17 protein-coding genes and 1 pseudogene are annotated in these 18,108 nt (G+C 67.0%); 8 read left to right on the top strand and 10 right to left on the bottom strand.

What is annotated here, in order from left to right; all coding sequences use genetic code 11:
* Positions 1-171: 171 nt before the first annotated feature.
* From ACPPVW_RS01585 to ACPPVW_RS01565, 5 genes are all read right to left on the bottom strand, one after another.
* A complete protein-coding gene (locus tag ACPPVW_RS01585; RefSeq protein WP_426624811.1) occupies positions 172-1,284 on the bottom strand; it encodes a glycosyltransferase family 4 protein in 1,113 nt (370 codons plus the stop codon).
* Positions 1,281-2,150, bottom strand: a complete 870-nt coding sequence (locus ACPPVW_RS01580) for a hypothetical protein (protein ID WP_426624810.1) — start codon at positions 2,148-2,150, stop codon at positions 1,281-1,283. The genes ACPPVW_RS01585 and ACPPVW_RS01580 overlap by 4 nt, the downstream gene beginning before the upstream one ends.
* Before the next feature lie 136 nt (positions 2,151-2,286).
* A complete protein-coding gene (locus ACPPVW_RS01575; protein WP_426624809.1) occupies positions 2,287-3,204 on the bottom strand; it encodes a sugar phosphate nucleotidyltransferase in 918 nt (305 codons plus the stop codon).
* A 15-nt stretch (positions 3,205-3,219) separates the two neighbouring features.
* Entirely contained in the window at positions 3,220-3,864 is a 645-nt protein-coding gene (locus ACPPVW_RS01570) for an SIS domain-containing protein (RefSeq protein ID WP_426624808.1), read from the bottom strand.
* A 211-nt stretch (positions 3,865-4,075) separates the two neighbouring features.
* Positions 4,076-5,134: a hypothetical protein gene (locus ACPPVW_RS01565; protein ID WP_426624807.1), complete on the bottom strand. Its 1,059-nt coding sequence runs from the start codon at positions 5,132-5,134 to the stop codon at positions 4,076-4,078.
* A gap of 221 nt (positions 5,135-5,355) precedes the next feature.
* Between ACPPVW_RS01565 and ACPPVW_RS01560 the strand changes: the two genes are divergently transcribed.
* The 7 genes and pseudogenes from ACPPVW_RS01560 to ACPPVW_RS01530 all read left to right on the top strand — a co-directional run bounded on the left by ACPPVW_RS01560 (position 5,356) and on the right by ACPPVW_RS01530 (position 11,381).
* Positions 5,356-6,189 carry an IS5 family transposase gene (locus ACPPVW_RS01560; RefSeq protein WP_426623971.1) on the top strand — a complete coding sequence of 278 codons (834 nt, stop codon included), beginning with the start codon at positions 5,356-5,358 and terminating at the stop codon, positions 6,187-6,189.
* 57 nt (positions 6,190-6,246) lie between these two features.
* The gene (locus tag ACPPVW_RS01555; protein WP_426624806.1) at positions 6,247-6,918 is read left to right on the top strand and encodes a histidine phosphatase family protein; all 672 of its coding nucleotides are present in this window, start codon (positions 6,247-6,249) and stop codon (positions 6,916-6,918) included.
* A complete protein-coding gene (locus tag ACPPVW_RS01550) occupies positions 6,915-7,853 on the top strand; it encodes a GDP-mannose 4,6-dehydratase (RefSeq protein ID WP_426624805.1) in 939 nt (312 codons plus the stop codon). Before ACPPVW_RS01555 ends, ACPPVW_RS01550 begins: the two co-directional genes overlap by 4 nt.
* Positions 7,850-9,094, top strand: coding sequence for a glycosyltransferase family 4 protein (locus tag ACPPVW_RS01545; protein ID WP_426624804.1), 1,245 nt, complete (start codon positions 7,850-7,852; stop codon positions 9,092-9,094). Before ACPPVW_RS01550 ends, ACPPVW_RS01545 begins: the two co-directional genes overlap by 4 nt.
* A 59-nt stretch (positions 9,095-9,153) precedes the next feature.
* The gene (locus ACPPVW_RS01540; protein WP_426624803.1) at positions 9,154-9,849 is read left to right on the top strand and encodes an HAD family hydrolase; all 696 of its coding nucleotides are present in this window, start codon (positions 9,154-9,156) and stop codon (positions 9,847-9,849) included.
* 4 nt (positions 9,850-9,853) lie between these two features.
* Positions 9,854-10,777, top strand: coding sequence for a sugar phosphate nucleotidyltransferase (locus ACPPVW_RS01535; RefSeq protein WP_426624802.1), 924 nt, complete (start codon positions 9,854-9,856; stop codon positions 10,775-10,777).
* Between the two features lie 291 nt (positions 10,778-11,068).
* A pseudogene (locus ACPPVW_RS01530) lies at positions 11,069-11,381 on the top strand (DMT family transporter).
* A gap of 25 nt (positions 11,382-11,406) precedes the next feature.
* Here ACPPVW_RS01530 and ACPPVW_RS01525 read toward each other — a convergent pair.
* The 3 genes from ACPPVW_RS01525 to ACPPVW_RS01515 all read right to left on the bottom strand — a co-directional run bounded on the left by ACPPVW_RS01525 (position 11,407) and on the right by ACPPVW_RS01515 (position 16,481).
* On the bottom strand, positions 11,407-12,441 hold the full coding sequence (locus ACPPVW_RS01525; RefSeq protein ID WP_426624801.1) for a YeiH family protein: 1,035 nt from the start codon (positions 12,439-12,441) through the stop codon (positions 11,407-11,409).
* A gap of 408 nt (positions 12,442-12,849) precedes the next feature.
* Positions 12,850-14,439: a S53 family peptidase gene (locus ACPPVW_RS01520; RefSeq protein WP_426624800.1), complete on the bottom strand. Its 1,590-nt coding sequence runs from the start codon at positions 14,437-14,439 to the stop codon at positions 12,850-12,852.
* 404 nt (positions 14,440-14,843) lie between these two features.
* Positions 14,844-16,481, bottom strand: a complete 1,638-nt coding sequence (locus ACPPVW_RS01515) for a dolichyl-phosphate-mannose--protein mannosyltransferase (protein WP_426624799.1) — start codon at positions 16,479-16,481, stop codon at positions 14,844-14,846.
* A gap of 25 nt (positions 16,482-16,506) precedes the next feature.
* Between ACPPVW_RS01515 and rsmI the strand changes: the two genes are divergently transcribed.
* Complete coding sequence (rsmI, locus tag ACPPVW_RS01510; protein ID WP_426624798.1) at positions 16,507-17,328, top strand: 16S rRNA (cytidine(1402)-2'-O)-methyltransferase; 822 nt, start codon at positions 16,507-16,509, stop codon at positions 17,326-17,328.
* A 222-nt stretch (positions 17,329-17,550) separates the two neighbouring features.
* Here rsmI and ACPPVW_RS01505 read toward each other — a convergent pair whose 3' ends face one another.
* Positions 17,551-17,724, bottom strand: a complete 174-nt coding sequence (locus ACPPVW_RS01505; RefSeq protein WP_426624797.1) for a hypothetical protein — start codon at positions 17,722-17,724, stop codon at positions 17,551-17,553.
* 51 nt (positions 17,725-17,775) lie between these two features.
* Positions 17,776-18,030 (bottom strand): hypothetical protein, encoded by a 255-nt coding sequence (locus ACPPVW_RS01500; protein ID WP_426624796.1) that lies wholly within the window; start codon positions 18,028-18,030, stop codon positions 17,776-17,778.
* Positions 18,031-18,108: the final 78 nt, after the last annotated feature.

Below are 18,108 nucleotides of genomic sequence, written 5' to 3'. Positions count from 1 at the left end.
CGAGCGAAGGCTTCTTCCGATGCGGGGCGCGCCCCCGAATAAACTCCATGTCCGACCAGTCGAGCACGTGGCTTGCCCTATTGCGGTTGAGTACGCCGTCGCGGTCGGGCACGATCGCACGCTCGCCGGACGAACGCGCGTACTCGTCGATCAATGGTGTCGCTCGTTCCCTCATGACACGCTAGCGCTCGTATTTCTTGTTCGCGTTGGGAGCGCGTTCGCGATCGACTCGAAGGAGTACCGATCGCTGACCAGCTCATAGGCGGCGGCGGTGAGATCCCAGACCAGGGCGCGATCCGTGCGTAGGAGGTCGAGGGCTTCGACGAACTGGTGAGCGTTCGCCGCGACGAGCACATGAACGCCATCCTTGACGTCGATGCCCTCTGCGCCCTTCGGCGTTGTAACGATCGGCACGCCCATCGACATCGCTTCGAGGATCTTGAACCGGGTTCCGCTCCCGGTGAAGAGCGGGACGAGCAGAGCTGAGTCTCGAAGCACCGACGCGAGCGAGTCGAAGTTCGCATGAACCTCGAAGCCGGTTTCCATCAACTCGCTCGCCAATTCAACCGAAGGCTCACTGCCCGCCGCTCGCAACGGCAGGTCGACGTGTCTTCTCTGAAGGGCCGGGGCTAGCTCATCGATAAGGAAGCGAACGGCCTCGACGTTCGGCGCATATGCCAGCGATCCGACGAACGTCGCACTCGTTACTTGCCCCGTAGTCTGGATTCGCGGCGGGACATCGACGGCATTCGGGACGACTCGGATGTTGGGCGCTTGGACTCCAAGCACCGTGCGCAGCAGTTGGGCGTCGTCGTCGCTGCACACCCAGACCTCGCTCGCGGCAAGGCAGGCCCGAGCTTCGAAGTGCCGAACTGCCTCAACGTACGCGTCGGTGTAGCCCGGCGTGCGGATCGCAGCGAGTTGTTGCTTGAGGTGCGACTCAACGTTGTGGAGGTCGAGGAGGAGGTGCGAGTCTCTCAGGGCCCGGCGAGCCGCGAGCAGGTACGGCGCGGACCTCAGCTCGGTGAAGACAACCGGGCCGCTGGTGTGGCGGCAGACGTTTACGACGGCGGCAGCGGCGTTCGCCTGCGTCGGGTGTTCCATCGCGTCACGAACGCTGTTCGTGCGCACACCATAGTCGTCCAGCGCTAGGTAGGCGACCGAAGGGCCAGTCGTTTCGAGTACGCCCCACAGCGCCCTCCAACGAAGCGCGTAGCCGCCGCGGGACCGCCCGAAGCGTCCGGGTGCGACGAGCGAGGCTGAGTGGGGGATGACCGTCGTCATAGTTGGATGCTTGTCGATTGCACGCCTTGCTCGCTGATGCCGAATCGCAGTTCACGTAGGCCTTCGCGCGCCATCGCCGCGCGTAGCCGCTCGACGCTGCCCTCCGAGTCGGCGCTGAGAAGCAGAAAGCCTCCCCCGCCTGCGCCGAGGATCTTTCCTCCATCTGCGCCATTGCGAAGGCCTAGTTCATAAAGGTCATCGATGCGCCCAGAGGACGCGGCCTCGGAGATCTCCTTCTTATAGCGCCAGTGCTCGTTCAAGAGCGGTCCGATGTCGGACGTCCGTCCGAGCCGCAATGAGGGCAGGAGGCGGTGGGCGATGTCACGGATGCGGTCCAGAGCGAGAATCGCGCTAAGGTCGCCGCCGCTCGTCCTGCTCTCCTGCACGGAGAGCGCCTTCGCCGCGTCTCGCTGTATCCCGGTGTAGAACAACAACAGCCGCTCGGCGATGTAGGTCCTTGTCTCGGACGCGACCGGCAGCGTTTCGACATCGACCACGCTGTCGCTCGCGATGTGCAGAGCGTTCAGCCCTCCGACTGCGGAGAAGTAGGGGTCTTGCTTGCCGACGGGCCGACCGAGATGGCTGGTCTCGACGAGAAAGGCCTCCTCTGCAATCGAGCGACGGTCCAACGGGTTCGCGCCGCTCAGCGCGGCGATGAGAGCCGTCGTGAACGCTCCGGAACCGGCCAAGCCGGTCCCATGGGGAACGTCGGAGAACGACGCGATTTCCAAGGCGGAAGTGAGGCCACGGCGTTCGAGGACTGCACGCGCGAACCCGTTGCCGAGCTGATTCGCGTGTGCGACACGCTCCGGCTCGTCCCACGCCGCCCGCACCGAACCGTCGAACGATCTCGGGAACACGCTCACTCCTACGTAGCGGTCGATCGACAGGCCCAGGACGAGGCCCCCGGTTCGCTCGTAGTAGGAGGGAAGGTCCGTGCCCCCGCCTGCGAGCGAGATTCGCAGCGGCGCGAGCGCCGTCGTGAGGGCTGCGGTCGGGACGTCAGTGAGCGTCATGATCGGTGGTTCCTTTCGAGATGATGCCGCCCACGACTACTTGGCATCGGGGGACGACGGCGCCATCGAGGACGACGGTGTCAATGAGTGTCGCGCCGGCGCCGACTGTTGCCTTGGCCCCGATGACGGTCGAGCCGCCCAGGTGAACACCCGCCTCGACCGACGCGTCCGCGTGAACGAGGTGGCCACCTGGAGCCGACCTCGCCGCCTTGAGGTTCGCGCCGAGGAAGGTTGCGAAGGTTCCGACATCGGACCAGCTTCCGCGCAACGGCCAGGTGCGCACCGAGCCCCCCGCGTTCCACACGGCGGGGACGAGATCGGTCACGAAATCGACCGTCCCCTGTCGCGGGAGCAATGAGATCGCTGTCGGGTCCAGGCAATAGATGCCCGTGCTGACTTGGTGCTTCTCGTGAGCTTCGACGTTGGGCTTCTCCTCCGCCTCGAGGACCGTGCCATCCTCGGCGACCCGCAAAACTCCGAACCGGTACGCGTGGTCGGTCTCGACGGTCGCAATGGTCAGCGACGAGCGGAACTGGCGGAAGCTCCGAACAAGCGGCTCGAGGTCATCGTCGAAGTACGTGTCGCCGGACACGACTAGCACCGCGTCGAACCCCTGCAGCTCGGACTCGAACAGGCGAAGCGCGCCCGCTGGGCCGGTCAGTCGCTCCTCGACGCGGACAGTCACGTCGTCGGCTTCCGCCAGGTGCGCGACCAGCGCTGGCGCGGCATGGAACGCGTTGACGAACACGTGTCGAGCGCCGGCCGCGCGGCTTTTCGCGATGGCATGGTCCACCAGCGCTCGACCGCCGACCGACAGAAGCGGTTTCGGTGTGTCATCGGTGAGCGGAGCCAGCCGTGCGCCGCGACCGGCGGCCAGGACGACAGCTGCAACGCGCGGTTCCATCGCTTCAACGCCGGTTCAACGCGCCGGCGCTGCTGTCCGCACCGGAGTCCGATGCGCGACGCCGCCTCGGAGCACGCGAACGATGGCGTGGTTCAGCGCGAGATGGAGGTCTTCCACGACGCCGTAGTCGTCGGATCCGAGCGACGCGTGCGAAGTGCTCGTTCCGGCCATGGCCCCGCTGTTGCCGAGCAACGACACCACGTGCATGCCGAGCCGCTTGCCTGCGTTCCCGGCTCGAATCAGGTTCGGCGAGTTCCCGCTCACGCTGAGCAAGACGAGCACGTCCTCCGCGCGCCCCAATCGCTGAACCTGAAGTCCGAACACATCGTCGAAGTCAAGATCGTTCGCGGTGGCCGTGACGCTCGAGACGTTGTCTGCCAGGCACATGATGATGGGGTACGAGCCCGCGTCCGTGGCACCGGCCGCCCAGTCGTTCGCCATGTGGCTTGCGGTCGCTGCACTACCGCCGTTGCCGGCGATGAACACGCGCCGCTCGTCAAGAATCGCCGCGATGATAACGTCGGCGGCGGCGGCGAAGGCATCAACGTCGATGCGATCGACGACCTCTCGCAGGTCGTCGAAGTAGGCGCCGAGGACGGCGCCTGTGACGGGGGTGGGCGCGGTCCGCGCCGGAAGCGACCCGGGGATCGGGTTCGTCATGGTTCAAAATCCTTTCCAATCGTCGATCAAGGAGCGAGCGACGAACTGAGATGAGGGATAGCGCTGACGATGCCGTCTTGGGAACGGCACGTGGTGTTCGCGCGGAATCGGGTTGCAGATGGTTCGCGACCATTGACCTTGCGCCCAAAGATGCGCAAAGCTCATATTCGCGCATGTAAAATCCTAAATCCGGTTCCTGGTTAGTCATATTTCAGACTAGGGCAGCGCTGAATTGCGACAGTGGCGAGAGCGCTCGGCGCGGGTTGCGCCCGAAGAGGTCATCGATCTCGCCGTCGGACCTCCCAGCAAGCCGGAGGTTCTTCAGTTGCGTTGATAGGTTGCCGGTACCCGCCGCCACGATCCCGTCGGACCGATACCACAATCCACCGCCCTCCTGGTGGGAGAGGGCCTCGCCGGCAAGCTCATCGAGGGGAGTGTCGTCGGTGATGCCGATGAGGTTCCCGGTGCCGACGTGGTTGAGGGTCGCGACGCAAACCTGCGCATCGACGTGATCCCCGTCGAAGTTCAGGAACGGCAGGCAGCGACCGTCTATCGCGGCCTCAATGAGAACCGCTGGAACGTCGCCGAGGAACTCCCGAAGGTCGACCGTGGACCAGTCGGTGCTGAGGAACTCAGCGATCTCGCGTGCGCGTCGGGTCTGCTCTTCGCGAGTTCGCCACGCATGACGGAACCGGCGCGGCATGTCGTTGAATAGGTGATCAGTCAGCACAATTCCCTGATCCGGTCCGTACTGCGCCTGCACATAATCGATCATCGCCGCGGTGCGTGCAGCGCTCAACTCCGGATCGTTGTGCCGGAAGTGCCCGAGCGCGATCCTGACTCCGTTGCTGTAGAACAGGTCGATGATGTCGCGATAGGTCACGTCCCCGAATCGGTCGTCGAGGTCTCCACCGTCCGGGGCCATCACGATGTACGCCAGCCCCTGCGGGCCGAGACGAGCAATCTGCTCCCATTGATCAGGACTCGGGCTCCAGATCCCGCGCGGCGGAACTCCACCCGATGTGCCGAGCAACGGGCCCTCGATAGAGAATCCGACGATGTTCGAGAGGCTTTCGCGCTGGTCGCTCCACGCGTCCAAGACCTCGCTGAAGCTCCCGACAAGCTCGGGGGCAAGGAACGCCGCGGGCACGACATCGACGCCATGTGCCTTGGCGGCACCGTCGACCCTTTCGAGCGACGACGGCGTCATTGTGCTGTAGTCGACGTCGGCAATTCCGTGAGTATGGATCAGTACATATCGCTCCTTCATTGAGCCCCCCTGCGCCACTCTGCGTCGACATATAGCACGCTACATTGTATATATCCCATGAATCCGCTGATACGGCTGATTCAGTTGTTTTGGAACGTTAGGTCATGCAACATGGATTAGAGGTCGCGCCGATAGGTAGGGGTGTGGCGTTGGCGTCGGGCAGGCACGAGCCCTGTTAAACACGGTTTCGACCAAGATTCCGTCGTTGCCCAGGAGTGCTCGTGCCTGCTGTTCCATCTTCCATCATCGAGCCCATTTGGGCGCAGTTCGAAGCGTTGATCCCACCCGTCGTGGACGAGCACCCGTGGGGTGGCCACCGGCCGAGGATCCCGGACCGGATCGTGTTCGACAAGCTGATCCAGGTACTCGTCCTCGGTGCCGCGTACGAGAAAATCGCCGACCACACCTGCTCGGCCACCACGATCCGCCGCCGCCGCGACGAATGGATCACCGCGGGACTCTTCACCGAACTGGAACGGCTCTGCCTAAACGGGTACGAGAAGATGATCGGCCTGGATCTGGCGAACCTGTCCGTGGACGGGTGCATCGTGAAAGCACCCTGCGGAGGTGAGGCCGCGGGCAGATCCCCGGTAGACCGGGGAAAGCAGGGCACGAAACGCTCGGTCCTGGTCGATGGCGGCGGGATCCCGCTCGGCGTCGTCGCAGCGCCAGCGAACCGGCACGACTCGCCCCTGCTCGCCCCGACCCTGGAGAAGCTGGCCCGGTTCGGGTTCGACCTGCCCGAGCAGATCACCGTGCACCTGGACGCCGGCTACGACTCGGGCAAGACCCGCAACCTGCTAAGCAGCCTCGGCTGCGACTGGGTCATCAGCAAGAAGGGCACCCCGCTCCAGGCCGGCGCCCGCTGGGTCGTGGAACGCACGAACTCCTGGCACAACCGCGGCTTCAAGAAGCTCCACATCTGCACCGAACGCCGCGTCCGCGTGATCGACGCGTTCATCGCCCTCGCCAACGCCATCATCATCGTCCGCCGACTACTTCGCGAAGGATGGAAACGCCACCGCTGGCACGGCAGGAGCGCCCGACAACCCTGACCTATCGGCGGAAGCTCTTAGTCAAAACGACGTAGTTTGAAACTATGGGGAGAACAGATGCGCGACGACGCGGCGATCACGAAGCGGATTACGTTCGCTCGGCACGCGGAGAGCCTGAGCAACGCGAGGAACCGGCTTTCGACGAAGCCGCCCGGCCAACCGGTCAGCCCACTCGGCGTGCAACAGGCGCGCGCGCTCGGTGAGAGCTTGCGCGGCTCGGGCATCGAAGTAGTGCTGCATAGTCCGATGCTCCGTGCGCGCCAGACCGCCGAGATCGTTGCCTCAGCGCTCGGAGCCGACATCACAGTCGATTCGTCGGAAGACTTGCTGGAGCTAGACGCTGGCGTGCTCGAAGGTCGTCATGCCGGGGAGGCCATGTCGATTCTGGCTGAGCCGTGGGCGCGCTGGACAGTTGACGACGATCTCGACGTGCGATCCGCCGAAGGCGGGGAGACCGCGCGCGAAGTCCTTCAGCGCTTCGACCGGGTGATCGCTTCGAACCTGCCCGCGCGCTCGTTGGTGGTCTCGCATGGTGGATTCCTGCAGCTGAGCGTCCCGAACCGGTCGACAAATCTTCACAATCGACATGGTGTCGTGAACTGGCTCCGCAATTGTCAGACTGTCGAGGCCTCAGTTCTCGGCAACGGGAGGTTGGTATGCGATCGCTGGGCCGGCCACGCAGCGGATGAATGGACCGAGGGCAAGCTGGTCGAGGTGAGTGTCGAGTGAGCCGCGTCGTCGTCACCGGTGGCGCAGGCTTCATCGGCTCCCACGTTCGTGATCGCCTCCTCGAGCGCGGCGACGAGGTCCTCGTCGTCGACAACTTCGCGTCGGGGCGGTTCGAATGGGTTGACTCCACGGCCGAGGGCCACGACATTCGCACGCGGGACACGTTTGGGCTCATTCGCGACTTCCGACCGGCGGCGATCGTTCACCTAGCCGCTCAGATGAGCGTGAAGGTCTCAATGCGCGATCCCGTTCTCGACGCGGATGTGAACGTGCTTGGTTTGCTCAACGTGCTCGAGGCCGCGCGGACGATGTCCGACACGCGGCTGGCGTTCGCGTCCAGCGGGGGCACCATCTATGGGGACGTCCCGATGGACCGTCAACCGATCCGTGAGGACGAGGTCCGCCGTCCCTTGTCTTTCTACGGACTCACGAAGTCTACCGCCGTCGACTACTTGCGCCTCTACGCGGCCGAACGAGACGTTCCGACCGTCGCGCTGGCCCTTGGGAACGTGTACGGGCCACGACAGAACCCCGACGGCGAGGCCGGCGTCATCTCGATCTTCGCCAATCGCCTCCTCTCTGACGAGAGCTGCATCGTCAACGGCGATGGAAAGACGACTCGCGACTACGTTCACGTCTCCGACGTCGCAGACGCCTTCGTCGCCGGCGCCGAACGCGGCTCAGGGCTGATCAACATCGGTACCGGCGTCGCGACTTCCGTCAACCAGATATACGCGATGACCGCCGCGGCCATCGGGAGCGAGCGCGCACCGGAGCACGGTCCCGTGTTGCCCGGAGAGGTGCGTGGCGTGGCGCTCGACCCGTCGCGCGCGAAAGAGCAGCTCGGCTGGTCGCCGCAGGTCCGCATCGAAGACGGTATCCAGACGGTCGTGTCCTGGCTAGCTAGTCGCAGACGCTCGGAGGTGTCTCGATGAGGGTTCTCTTCCTCACCGCATCGTTCCATCCTCTGACCGGCGGCGCCGAGTCCTATGGGCGATCGCTCGCCAAGGGCCTCGCAGCCCTCGGGCACGGGGTCACCGTCGTTACCGACGGATCATGGTTGGAGGGTTTGCCGGTCAGCTCCGTCGAAGACGGCTATCGCGTCATCCGATTGCGCGCCTTCGCGCCGACCCTTGCGGCGCGCGATCGAGTCCCGTGGCGGCAAATGCAGTACTCGATCCTCCACGAACTGGGCGAGGTGCTCGAGGACGAAGTCTCGTTCGACATCGTGCACGCGAATAGTCACGAGATGCTCATGATGGGCCTCGTCGTAGCCGAGGACTCGGGCGCAAGCCTCGTCGCATCGCTCCACGAGCAGAGCCCCGACCTTGAGCCGTTCGGGAAGGGGAAGTGCCGCGTCGCATATTCGGTGCTTCCCGTCGACCTGCAACTCGCGGGAAGCCGCTTCTACCGAGACCGTGCACTGTTCTACGGAACGCCGCCCGAACGCGTCAGACTGATCTATCACGGCCTCGAGCCGCTCGACCAGGACCCGGATCGAGGCGGGGCCCGCCGCCAGCTCGGGGTAGCGGACGACGAACAGTTGATTGTGTGCCCTGCGCGCGTGTACGAACGCAAGGGTCAAAAGCATCTGGCCGCCGCATTCTCGGCGATCCGATCGAGGTTCCCTCGCGCTAAGTTGATGCTGGCTGGACGGGTCTCAAACGAGTCCTACGCGCAAGACGTCGAGGCGCTACTCGCCGACGATCTGGAAGCCGGTCGCGTCATTTGGCGGCGCGACCTCACCACCGACGAAATGCCGGACATCTTGGCCGCGGCGGATGTCGTCGTGCAGCCGTCCTTGGAGGAGGGCCTCGGGCTAGCTTGCATCGAGGCGATGCAAGTCGGCGCCGCCGTCGTGGCGACGGACGTGGTCGGCTTGAACGAGGTCGTTACGGACGGGCACGACGGCCTCGTCGTCCCTGCTTCCGATCCCTCCGCGCTGGCGTCCGCCGTCATCCGAATGCTCGAGGACCCAGAACTGCGCGCTCGCCTTTCCGCCGAGGCACGACGCACCGTAGGTCGGGTCTTCTCGTCTGACCGCATGGTGCGCGAGACGGTCGAGGCGTACGAGACCGCCCGGGACAACCGTCGCGCCGCAGCCAGCGGGGGAACGCCGGTGCCGACGGTCGAGCAGCCTCACATCGCGGCGGCCGACGTGGCGACACTCCGATGAGGACCGCTGCAAGCGCGTTGTCGCTCGCCCGACGGTGTCGAGAATCAGGGATCCGGGCAGTGAGCGTCGACTTCTCCGGGACGTTGACTTCGCCGACGGAGGTCGTCGACCCGGAGCGCACGTGGCGCAGCTACCTCGATGCGCTCGTCGACTCGGGACAACTTTCGGCCGTGGTCGCCGACCTCCGACTCCGAGCGCTCCTCGCGGGAGAGGGGCGCTCGTGGACGGCGTGCGTCGATCACGGCGAGTCCTACTCGATCGCGCGGATCCTGCACGAGGCGCACGTGCCGGTCGCCGAGGCTGCGATGGAGTCGTTCCGAGAGGCGTTCTCGCAGCACATGCTCCTCACGCCTTCGGCGCGCGAAGCGCTGGAAGACCTCCAACGCGCTGGCGTGGCGGTGGTGTTGCTCAGCAACTCACTCTGGCCCAGGGACTGGTTCGTGCGGGCACTCACCGAGCAAGGTGTCATCGGCAGCTTCGACGCCATCGTCGTGAGTTCCGAGACGCCGTACTGCAAACCGAATCCAGCCGTCTTCGCGATCGCCATGGCCGAGCTGAAGGCGAACGCAAACGAGACGGTGCACATCGGGGACCGCGCGTTCGAAGACGTCAAAGGCGGCTTGAGCGCGGGCATGCGCGTCATCCACTTCGGCGAACATCGCATCGACTCGGACCAAGGCGGCCGGCTGCGTGGAATGAACAACTGGGCTGAGCTGCCCGAGTCGCTCACGAACTGGCCCGCGAATGAACTCTGACTCGATGCGGACGACGAGGCGGGCCGAACCCTCGAACCGCTGCTCGACGCTCACACCGTCGCGAAATGCGGACCGCCAACCGGACCCGGTCGACGAGCGTCAGCGTCCGCAAGCGTGGGCTCCCGCTTGCCAACGACGACCTTCCGAAGCAATCCACTTGATGACGCCACATCCGCAGTTCGCTGTCATCCCCGCGGCTGGTCGAGGTACTCGGCTTCGGCCCATCACCGATGCCATCCCGAAAGAGCTGGTCCCGCTCGGCGACGACGTCGTTCTCGGTCTTGTGCTCCGTGAACTCATCGATGCCGACTATCAAGAGATCGTCGTCGTCAGCGACCCGCAGAAGCGTGCCCTGAACGAGTACGTGGACCGATTCGCCGAGACTGTCGCCGGCATCGGCGTGGAAGTGCGCCTGGTCTGGCAAGCAGGCGGACTGGGCAACGGGCACGCGATACTGTCCGCGGGCGCTGCGGCACCTGGGCGTCCGCTGCTCGTCGTGTGGGGCGACGAAGTGTTCCTCGGGTCGAACCGGGCGCGGGAGATCACCGACCACTACCGACGAACAGGGCGCACCACCATCGCGTTGACGCGCGTCCGCGACGACGACGTGAAAAAGTGTGGCATCGCCCTCGCCAGCGAGGCCGACGGGCACTTTCTGGTCAGGGACCTGATTGAGAAGCCGTTGCCTACGGTTACCGACAGCCGCCTCGCGTCCGTTGGCGGGTACGTGCTATCGCCGTCGGCGCTGGAGGCCCTACGCTGCAGCGACCCGTCACCGGATGGCGAGCTGTACCTCTCGACGGCACTCACCGCCGAGGCGCGGGATGGAAGGGTGGACGGAGTGCTCCTTCGCTCAGCCTGGCACGAAGTCGGATCGAGAAGCGGCTATCGTGCTGCCTGGCGTGCCGTGCTCGACCAGGACACCTGACCTGGTTGGACATGATCCGCGACGTGTAGTGCGCACATGTCCCGGTTGTCGATGAGTTGCGTCGTTATGTGACGGAAGAAGTGAATGGCTAGCGTCCTGGGGCGCTGCTCTTCGATGGTGTGAGAAGCGGGCGTCTCACCGTTGGCACGTTTCGGTGGGCTCTCTGAACAAAGTAAAGAACACCGGCGTGTGGTACAAGTACCGCTCTCGCTGAGTGGCGTCAGTGAATTCGACGAGTTTCAATAGCGCACATTACCGACACGCGACAAGACTGGTCAAGGAGTCGTCCTCGTGTCCTGGATCGTCCTCATCCTCTCCGGCGTGCTCGAAGCCGTGTGCAACCGCCCTCGGAAAATCGGCCGGCTTCACCCGGCTCTGGCCGAGCGTCGTCTTCGGCGTCGCCCTGGTGGCCTCTATGGCCGGACTCGCCTACGCGATGCGCGAGATCTCCACCGGCACCGCGTACGCCGTATGGGTCGGCATCGGCGCCGCGCTCACCGTGCTCTACGCGATGATCTTCGGCGGCGACGGCTTCTCCGTGGTGAAGCTGCTGCTCATCCTCGGACTGGTGGCCTGCGTCATCGGACTCAAGCTGGCGCACTGAGCGGGTCGCGCGCTGCTGCGGCCGGTCACGCGGAGAGGCCGACCGCGCCCAGCGCCAGCGCCGCGATCAGCGCCCACGACACCAGACCGGTGGCGAGGGCGCGCCAGCCGGTGCCGACGAGGGTGCGCAGCCGGACCGCCGTGCCGAGGCCGAAGAGCGCCATCGCGAGCAGGGCCGTCTGCACGGCGTCGGCGCCGTCGACGACCATAGACGGCAACGGTACGACGGAACGCACCAGCACGGCCGCGACGAACCCGGCGACGAAAACGGGGACGATCGGTGGCCGCTTGACGCTCGGGTCGCCCTCCACGTGCCTGCGCCGTTCGACGATCGCCGCGATCGCGACCGTCGGGGCCAGCATGAGCACCCGGGTGAGCTTGACGACGATGGCGACGGCGAGTGCGGCAGGGCCGGCGATCTGGGCCGTCGCGACGACCTGCCCGACATCGTGCACACCACCGCCGACCCAGTGCCCGAACTGCAGAGCCGAGAGGCCGAGTGGATGCCAGAAGAGGGGGAGGACGAAGATCGCGAGCGTCCCGCACAAGGTCACGAGCGCGATCGGGGTGGCGGCCTCCTCGTCTTTCGGCCTGACGACGCCGCTCATCGCCCCGATCGCGGACGCCCCGCAGATCGAGAAGCCGGTGGCGATCAGCAACGGCTGGTGACCGGGGAGCCGGAACAGCCGCCCGATCAGGAAGGTGCCGGCGAAGCTCAGTACGACGATCCCGATGGTGGTCAGGATGGTCACCCAGCCGAGCTGGGCGATGCTGCCGAGGCTGAGCTTGAGCCCGAGCAGCACGACGCCGATCCGCATGAGCCGTTTGGCGCTCGCCGTCAGCCCGGGAGCGAGCACACCGACCAGCGCGGGCCGCGCGGCCGGGATCTGCCCGACGACGATCCCGAGCACGACCGCGCCAGTGAGCAGCGGCACAGGGGGCGCCAACCAGTGCACGCCCCACGCGATTGCCGCGGCAAACGCGGCGACGGCGACGCCCGGCAGCCACGCGGGGACGGGACGGGCGGGGGAGGACGCGGGAGGGGTGGCGGGTGAGGTCACCGTCCCATTCTTCTCGCCGCGCGCCTGCGTCGCAGACGGGGCCGCGCGTCTGCTGCTCGTGCGCCGGGTGGTGGTGCGTCTGCTGCTCGCGTGTCGCGTGCTCGTGCGTGTGCTGTTCGTGCGTGTGCTTCTCGTGCGTGTGCTTCTCGTGCGTGTGCTTCTCGTGCGTGTGCTGCTCGTGAGTCGGGTGGTGGTGCGTGTGCTGCTCGTGCGTCGGGTGGTGGTGCGTTTGCTGCTCGTGCGTCAGGTGGTGGTGCGTTTGCTGCTCGTGTTTCGCGTGCTCGTGCGTCGGGTGGTGGTGCGTCTGCTGGTCGCGCGTCGGGTGGTGGTGCGTGTGCTGCTCGTGCGTGTGCTGCTCGCGTCTACTTCTCGCACGCCTCCTGCTCGCGCGTCTGCCCTACCCGTCTCTCACAGCGCCGTCAGCAGCCGCGCCCCCTCCGGCACGCCGAGCCCGGTGCACGCGTCCCAGCCGGCGCCGGCGGCATACGCGCCGTTGTTGCCGGACGTGATGTCACGGAAGCCCGCGGCGGCCTGACCGGCGCGTATCGAGTCGTAGAGCGCGGGCTGCACCAGCCCGAACCGTCTTCCCGTCGACTGGGCGAGGCGAGCGATCAGTGCCGCCCAGAGCGGTGCGACGGCGCTGGTGCCGCCGATGACCAGGTCTCTGCCATCGACCCGCACCTGGTAGCCGGTCTGCGGGTCGGCAACGGCCGATACGTCGGGCACGCCGCGGCCTCCGGGGCCGTTCGCGCTTCCGCCGGCGTCCGTTCCTCCCGGCCCGGACGGGACGCCGACGCTGCCCTGCCACGTCGGGAGGGGGAAGACGGCGCTCACCCCGCCTCCGGTCGCGCCGTTTCCGGCGCCGTTGTTCCACACGGTTTCCGAGCGGACCGCGCCGGTGGAGGTATCGGCGTCGAGCCGGGTGCCGCCGCAGGCGAGCGCGTGCGGCGACGAGGCCGGGAAGTCGACGTGCGCCTTGCCGTCACCGACCCGGTCGCTGCTGCCGTCGTCGCCGGCGGCGACCGTGGTGGTCACCCCGAGCGCCGCGGCATCCTGCAGCGCCTGGTCGAACGCCGTGCGCGCCTGGGCCGTCCACTGGTCCTCCGCCTGGCCCCAACTGATGCTGATGGCCGCCGGCGTCGGCGTCGCGTGGGCCGCGGTGCTGACTGCGTCCAGGAATCCGGCGTCGGTGTTGGGGGCGAAGTAGACGACGATCGATGCGCGGGGCGCGAGCGCTCCCGTGACTTCGATGTCGAGCATGACCTCCCCGTCGGCGCCGTTCGGGTCCTGGCCCGGCACGTTCGCACCGCCGTCGACGCCGACGGCGGTGACAGAAGGCGTCGGGAGGCCGAGCCCGGCGAAGTAGGTGTCGAGGTCCGACTGCTCATAGCCTCCGCCGAGCTCGACGATCGCGATGGTCTGGCCGCTCCCGTCGGTTCCCGGGGGGAAGTCGTAGACCGTGCCGAGCTGGAGGGGCGTGTAGCTCATCGACACCGCCGTCGGGCGGGCGACGCGGAATTGGGCGCGCGCCTGCGGCCGGTTGTCGAGTCCGAGCACGGCGGTCACGACCCCGTCCAGCTCAGTGGGGATGCTGAGACCACCGGACCGCTGTCGGTAGCGGGGGGCGTCCTCTCCGGCCTCGCTGGGTCGGGACTCCGCGAGGTCGGTCCCGAAGACGCGGGCGAGCACCGACGCGGGACCAGACACCCGCACCCGACGCTCCGCCGCGTTCTCCTCGTCGATGGTCACGCCGAGCCGCGCGAGCGTGGAGACCACGAGTCGGAGGTCCTCCGGCGACGCGCCGTAGCGCTCGCCGAGCTCCTGCGCGGTCATCGGCGTCGCGAAGGCGTCCTCCGGCAGCGGCGCCCTGCGGCGCAGGATCAGCGTTGCCTCCACGGGAGCTTCGGGTGTGAGGGCGCCGTGCGCCTCGTAGCCGGTGCGCTCCGGCCGTTCGCTGCCGGGAAGGGGGACGAGGTTGAGCGGTTCTTCGGCATCCATACTCCACGGTCTACCACCAGGTTCCGACAACGGGAACAGCTCGGGGCACGCGCGAACTCAGGGCCGAGGGTGTGTCGTGTGATTGCTGGGTCCAGGCGGCATTTCGGAGACGCGCTGTCCCCGGCGGCAGCGCGCGCTGCTGCAAGCAATTCCGGAGGCCGGGCCCACACGCCTGCGATTCTCCGGCGGAAGGGCACCAACGGCGGCGTGTCCCCGCAAGGTTCCGGAGTTACGGACACTCCGCGGGCCGTGCGGGCAACTCCGGAGGTCACGGACGACACACCGCACGAGAGTCCGTTCATCCGGATTCTGGTAGCGAAGTCCGCCAGGACTCCGGAAGAACGGAGCCGGGGCACGCCCCCCCGGCTGGACCCCGGAATCATCAGACACACCCGAGGAACCGTTCAGACCCAGCTGGGCAGCCACATGTGGATCTGCCAGTACCAGAACGGCACCTGCTGCGCCGTCCAGAGCGGCCAGAAGAACACGCTCACCGCCGTCACCACCGCCAGGAACACCGCCGTCCAGGCGATCCCGCGTCGGCGGCGATGCTCCGGGTCGGTGCGCCTCCCGAGCACGATGCCGACCACCGCGGCCAGACCCAGGATGAGGTAGGGCTCGAACGCGATCGAGTAGAACTGGAAGATCGTGCGGTTGATATAGAGCAGCCACGGCAGGTAGCCGGCCGCGAGCCCGGTGAGGATGAGCCCGGCCTGCCACTCCCGGAAGCGCACCAGCCGGTACACGAGATAGAAGGTCGCCGCCGCCGCCGCCCACCAGATGATCGGGTTGCCGAGCGACGTAATGGCGGCCGAGCAGCCGCCGGGCGCAGTGCAGCCGGCCTGCCCGTACACGTTGCCGGTGTAGTACATGCTCGTCGGCCGGATCATGAAGAGCCAGGTCAGCGGGTTCGCCTGATACGGGTGCGCCACGTGCAGGTTGATGCTGTAGTTGTACATCTCGGTCTGGTAGTGCCAGAGGTTCTGGAACCACAGCGGCACCCACGAGAGCGCACCCGTCCACTGCGCGTGCACCGACTCCGCCCAGTTGCGGTAGTAGCCTCCGCTCGTCACGAGCCAGCCGGCCCAGGTCGCGATGTAGGAGGCCAGCGCGATCGGCACCATCAGCACGAAGGTCGCCGGAGCCTGCTTGAGCAGGGAACCGCTGACGTAGAAGGCGATGCCCTCCCTGCGGCGGGCCACAGCGTCGACCACCACGGTGTACACGGCGAAGAACGCAAGGAAGTAGAAGCCGCTCCACTTCACTCCGGCGCAGAGCCCGGTGAGGACGCTTGCCGAGATCAGCCACGGCCGCCACCAGATCACCGGCCCCCAGGCCGGGTCGCGGCCGGCCGAGCGTTCCGCGGCGACACGCGCTGCGAGCCGGGTCGCATGCCAGCGTCGATCGAGCAGGATGCAGCCGAACGCGAGCAGCGCGAAGAACATCACGATGTTGTCGAGGAGCGCCACGCGGCTCATCACGATCGCGTGCCCGTCGATCGCCATCAGGAAGCCCGCGATCGTCGCCACGATCGTCGAGGAGAACAGCACTCGGGCGATCAGGAACACCAGCAGGACGGCGAGTGTGCCGACGATCGCGGTCGAGAGGCGCCAGCCGAACGAGTTGCCGGCGCCGGTCGTGGCCATCCCCAGCGCGATGATCCACTTGCCGAGCGGAGGATGGGCGACGAACGAGGGCGAGGAAGAGAAGATACCGGTGTCGCCGACGGCGAACGACTGGTCCGCCTTGTCGGGCCAGCTGCCCTCGTAGCCGAGGTGGAACAGGCTCCAGGCGTCCTTGACGTAGAAGGTCTCGTCGAAGACCAGCACGCGCGGCGAGCCGAGGTCCCACAGCCGCAGGATGGCAGCCAGCAGCGTCACGCCGAGGGGGGCACCCCAGTACCAGAGCTTCAGCCGCAGCGGCGTGCGCAGGACGCGCGCCCACCAGTCGTCCAGCCGGCTGCCGGTGTGCTCGCGGGCCACATGCGCTGCGGGTGCCGCCGGGTACGCGGTGTCGCCGGTGCGAGGGGAAGGGGAGCTCACCAGGACATCCTGACAGACTGGGCCCATGATCATCCTCGCCGCGACGCCGATCGGGAACCTGGGCGACGCCTCCGCCCGATTGGTCGAACTCCTCGGCTCCGCGACGGTGGTCGCGGCCGAGGACACCCGTGTCACACAGCGGCTCCTCGCGGGGCTCGGCATCGACAACCGGCCGCGCCTCATCGCGCTCCACGAGCACAACGAGCGCGAGCGCGCCGTCGAACTCGTCGAGCTGGCCCGTGACCAGGACGTCGTCGTGCTCTCCGACGCCGGCATGCCGACCGTATCCGACCCTGGCTTCCCGCTGGTGGAGGCCGCGGCCGCCGCCGGTGTCGACGTGACCGTCGTACCGGGGCCGAGCGCGGTGCTCACGGCGCTCGCCGTGGCGGGTCTTCCCACCGACCGTTTCACCTTCGAGGGATTCCTGCCGCGCAAGCAGGGCGAGCGCTTGTCATCCCTGCGAGCGCTCGCGGCCGAGCCGCGGACCATGGTGTTCTTCGACTCGCCCAATCGGCTGGCGGCCTCCCTCGCCGATCTCGCCCAGGTGTTCGGCGATGACCGGCGGGGCGTCGTCTGCCGCGAGCTGACCAAGCTGCACGAGGAGGTGCGCCGCGGCCCGCTCGCGGAACTCGCGGAGTGGGCGGCAGAGGGGGTGCGCGGCGAGATCGTGGTCGTCGTCGCGGGCGCGCCCGCACGGGAGGCCGACCCGGCCACAGCGCTCGACCAGGTTCTCGCGCTCGTGACCGACGGCGTCCGCCTCAAAGACGCCGCCGCCGAGGTCGCCGAGGCCACGGGCCTGAGCAAGCGCGACCTGTACCAGGCGGCGCTGGAGGCGCGGAGGTCCTAGTGCGAGCGACCCGAGGGGAGGACGATCCCTCCACGTCGGGAAACCGGCTGAAGCCGGCGTCCTCCGTCAGGCGTGGCACGCCGACCGCGTACGCGTGCGCGGCGATGAGCGCGTCTTTCTGCCTGATCGCGGTTCGCGGTCGTAACGTGAGCGTTCCGTAACCGTCCGACGCCGATCGGTCGAAGCCCATCCAGAACGCCGGGAGGTCGTCCAGGGTCGCGATCAGTTCCTGCCGCTGATTCGCTGCGGCGCTGCGGCGCTGCGGCTCTGGTCGGCCTGGAACGAGACCAGGCCTTGCATAAGCTCACCCCGGCAGATCGTGGAAGACCGGTACGAGCCGAGGTCGTCGATGATCTCATCGGGGATGCCGCTGATGAGAAGAGTCTTGTCGATCATCCCCGGATCATCAACGGGCATCCCCGACCGTGTCCGCGCGACGGGATGTGCTCAGCCGTTCGAGCTCCGCCGCGACCAGGTCGTCATCGGCGAGGCGCGCGAGCAGGCGGAGTCGGGGCCTTCGCCCCTTCGAGGGCGGCGTCGGATCCGTCCCCCGGTGTCATCGGCGACCCGGATGAAGGCGGCGCTCACTCCCCCGTGCGTCGTCACGGCGGCGCCAGACGTCAGATAGTGGGCCGGATTGGACGTGAAGGTGCTGATCGGCACGTGCGGGAGTCGATCGATCTCGGCTGCGGTGAGAGTCATTTGTGCTCCGTTCGGAGGATTCAGCTAATGATTCTGCCCTTCTCGGCTCCGAAATCTCCGCGCGTCGCCGACGACAGG

The sequence above is a fragment of the Leifsonia sp. McL0607 genome (assembly GCF_049993355.1).
Classification (GTDB): domain Bacteria; phylum Actinomycetota; class Actinomycetes; order Actinomycetales; family Microbacteriaceae; genus Leifsonia.
The sequence above is the reverse complement of the archived record's forward strand: the minus strand, read 5'-3'. Positions and strand labels throughout refer to the sequence as shown.

Coding starts and splice junctions, on each gene's coding strand:
- ACPPVW_RS01520 (WP_426624800.1), bottom strand. CDS start 14,439: ATGGATGCCGAAGAACCGCTCAACCTCGTCCCCCTTCCCGGCAGCGAA.
- ACPPVW_RS01535 (WP_426624802.1), top strand. CDS start 9,854: ATGCGGACGACGAGGCGGGCCGAACCCTCGAACCGCTGCTCGACGCTC.
- ACPPVW_RS01545 (WP_426624804.1), top strand. CDS start 7,850: ATGAGGGTTCTCTTCCTCACCGCATCGTTCCATCCTCTGACCGGCGGC.
- ACPPVW_RS01500 (WP_426624796.1), bottom strand. CDS start 18,030: ATGACTCTCACCGCAGCCGAGATCGATCGACTCCCGCACGTGCCGATC.
- ACPPVW_RS01575 (WP_426624809.1), bottom strand. CDS start 3,204: ATGGAACCGCGCGTTGCAGCTGTCGTCCTGGCCGCCGGTCGCGGCGCA.
- ACPPVW_RS01570 (WP_426624808.1), bottom strand. CDS start 3,864: ATGACGAACCCGATCCCCGGGTCGCTTCCGGCGCGGACCGCGCCCACC.
- ACPPVW_RS01555 (WP_426624806.1), top strand. CDS start 6,247: ATGCGCGACGACGCGGCGATCACGAAGCGGATTACGTTCGCTCGGCAC.
- rsmI (WP_426624798.1), top strand. CDS start 16,507: ATGATCATCCTCGCCGCGACGCCGATCGGGAACCTGGGCGACGCCTCC.
- ACPPVW_RS01505 (WP_426624797.1), bottom strand. CDS start 17,724: ATGATCGACAAGACTCTTCTCATCAGCGGCATCCCCGATGAGATCATC.
- ACPPVW_RS01565 (WP_426624807.1), bottom strand. CDS start 5,134: ATGAAGGAGCGATATGTACTGATCCATACTCACGGAATTGCCGACGTC.
- ACPPVW_RS01585 (WP_426624811.1), bottom strand. CDS start 1,284: ATGACGACGGTCATCCCCCACTCAGCCTCGCTCGTCGCACCCGGACGC.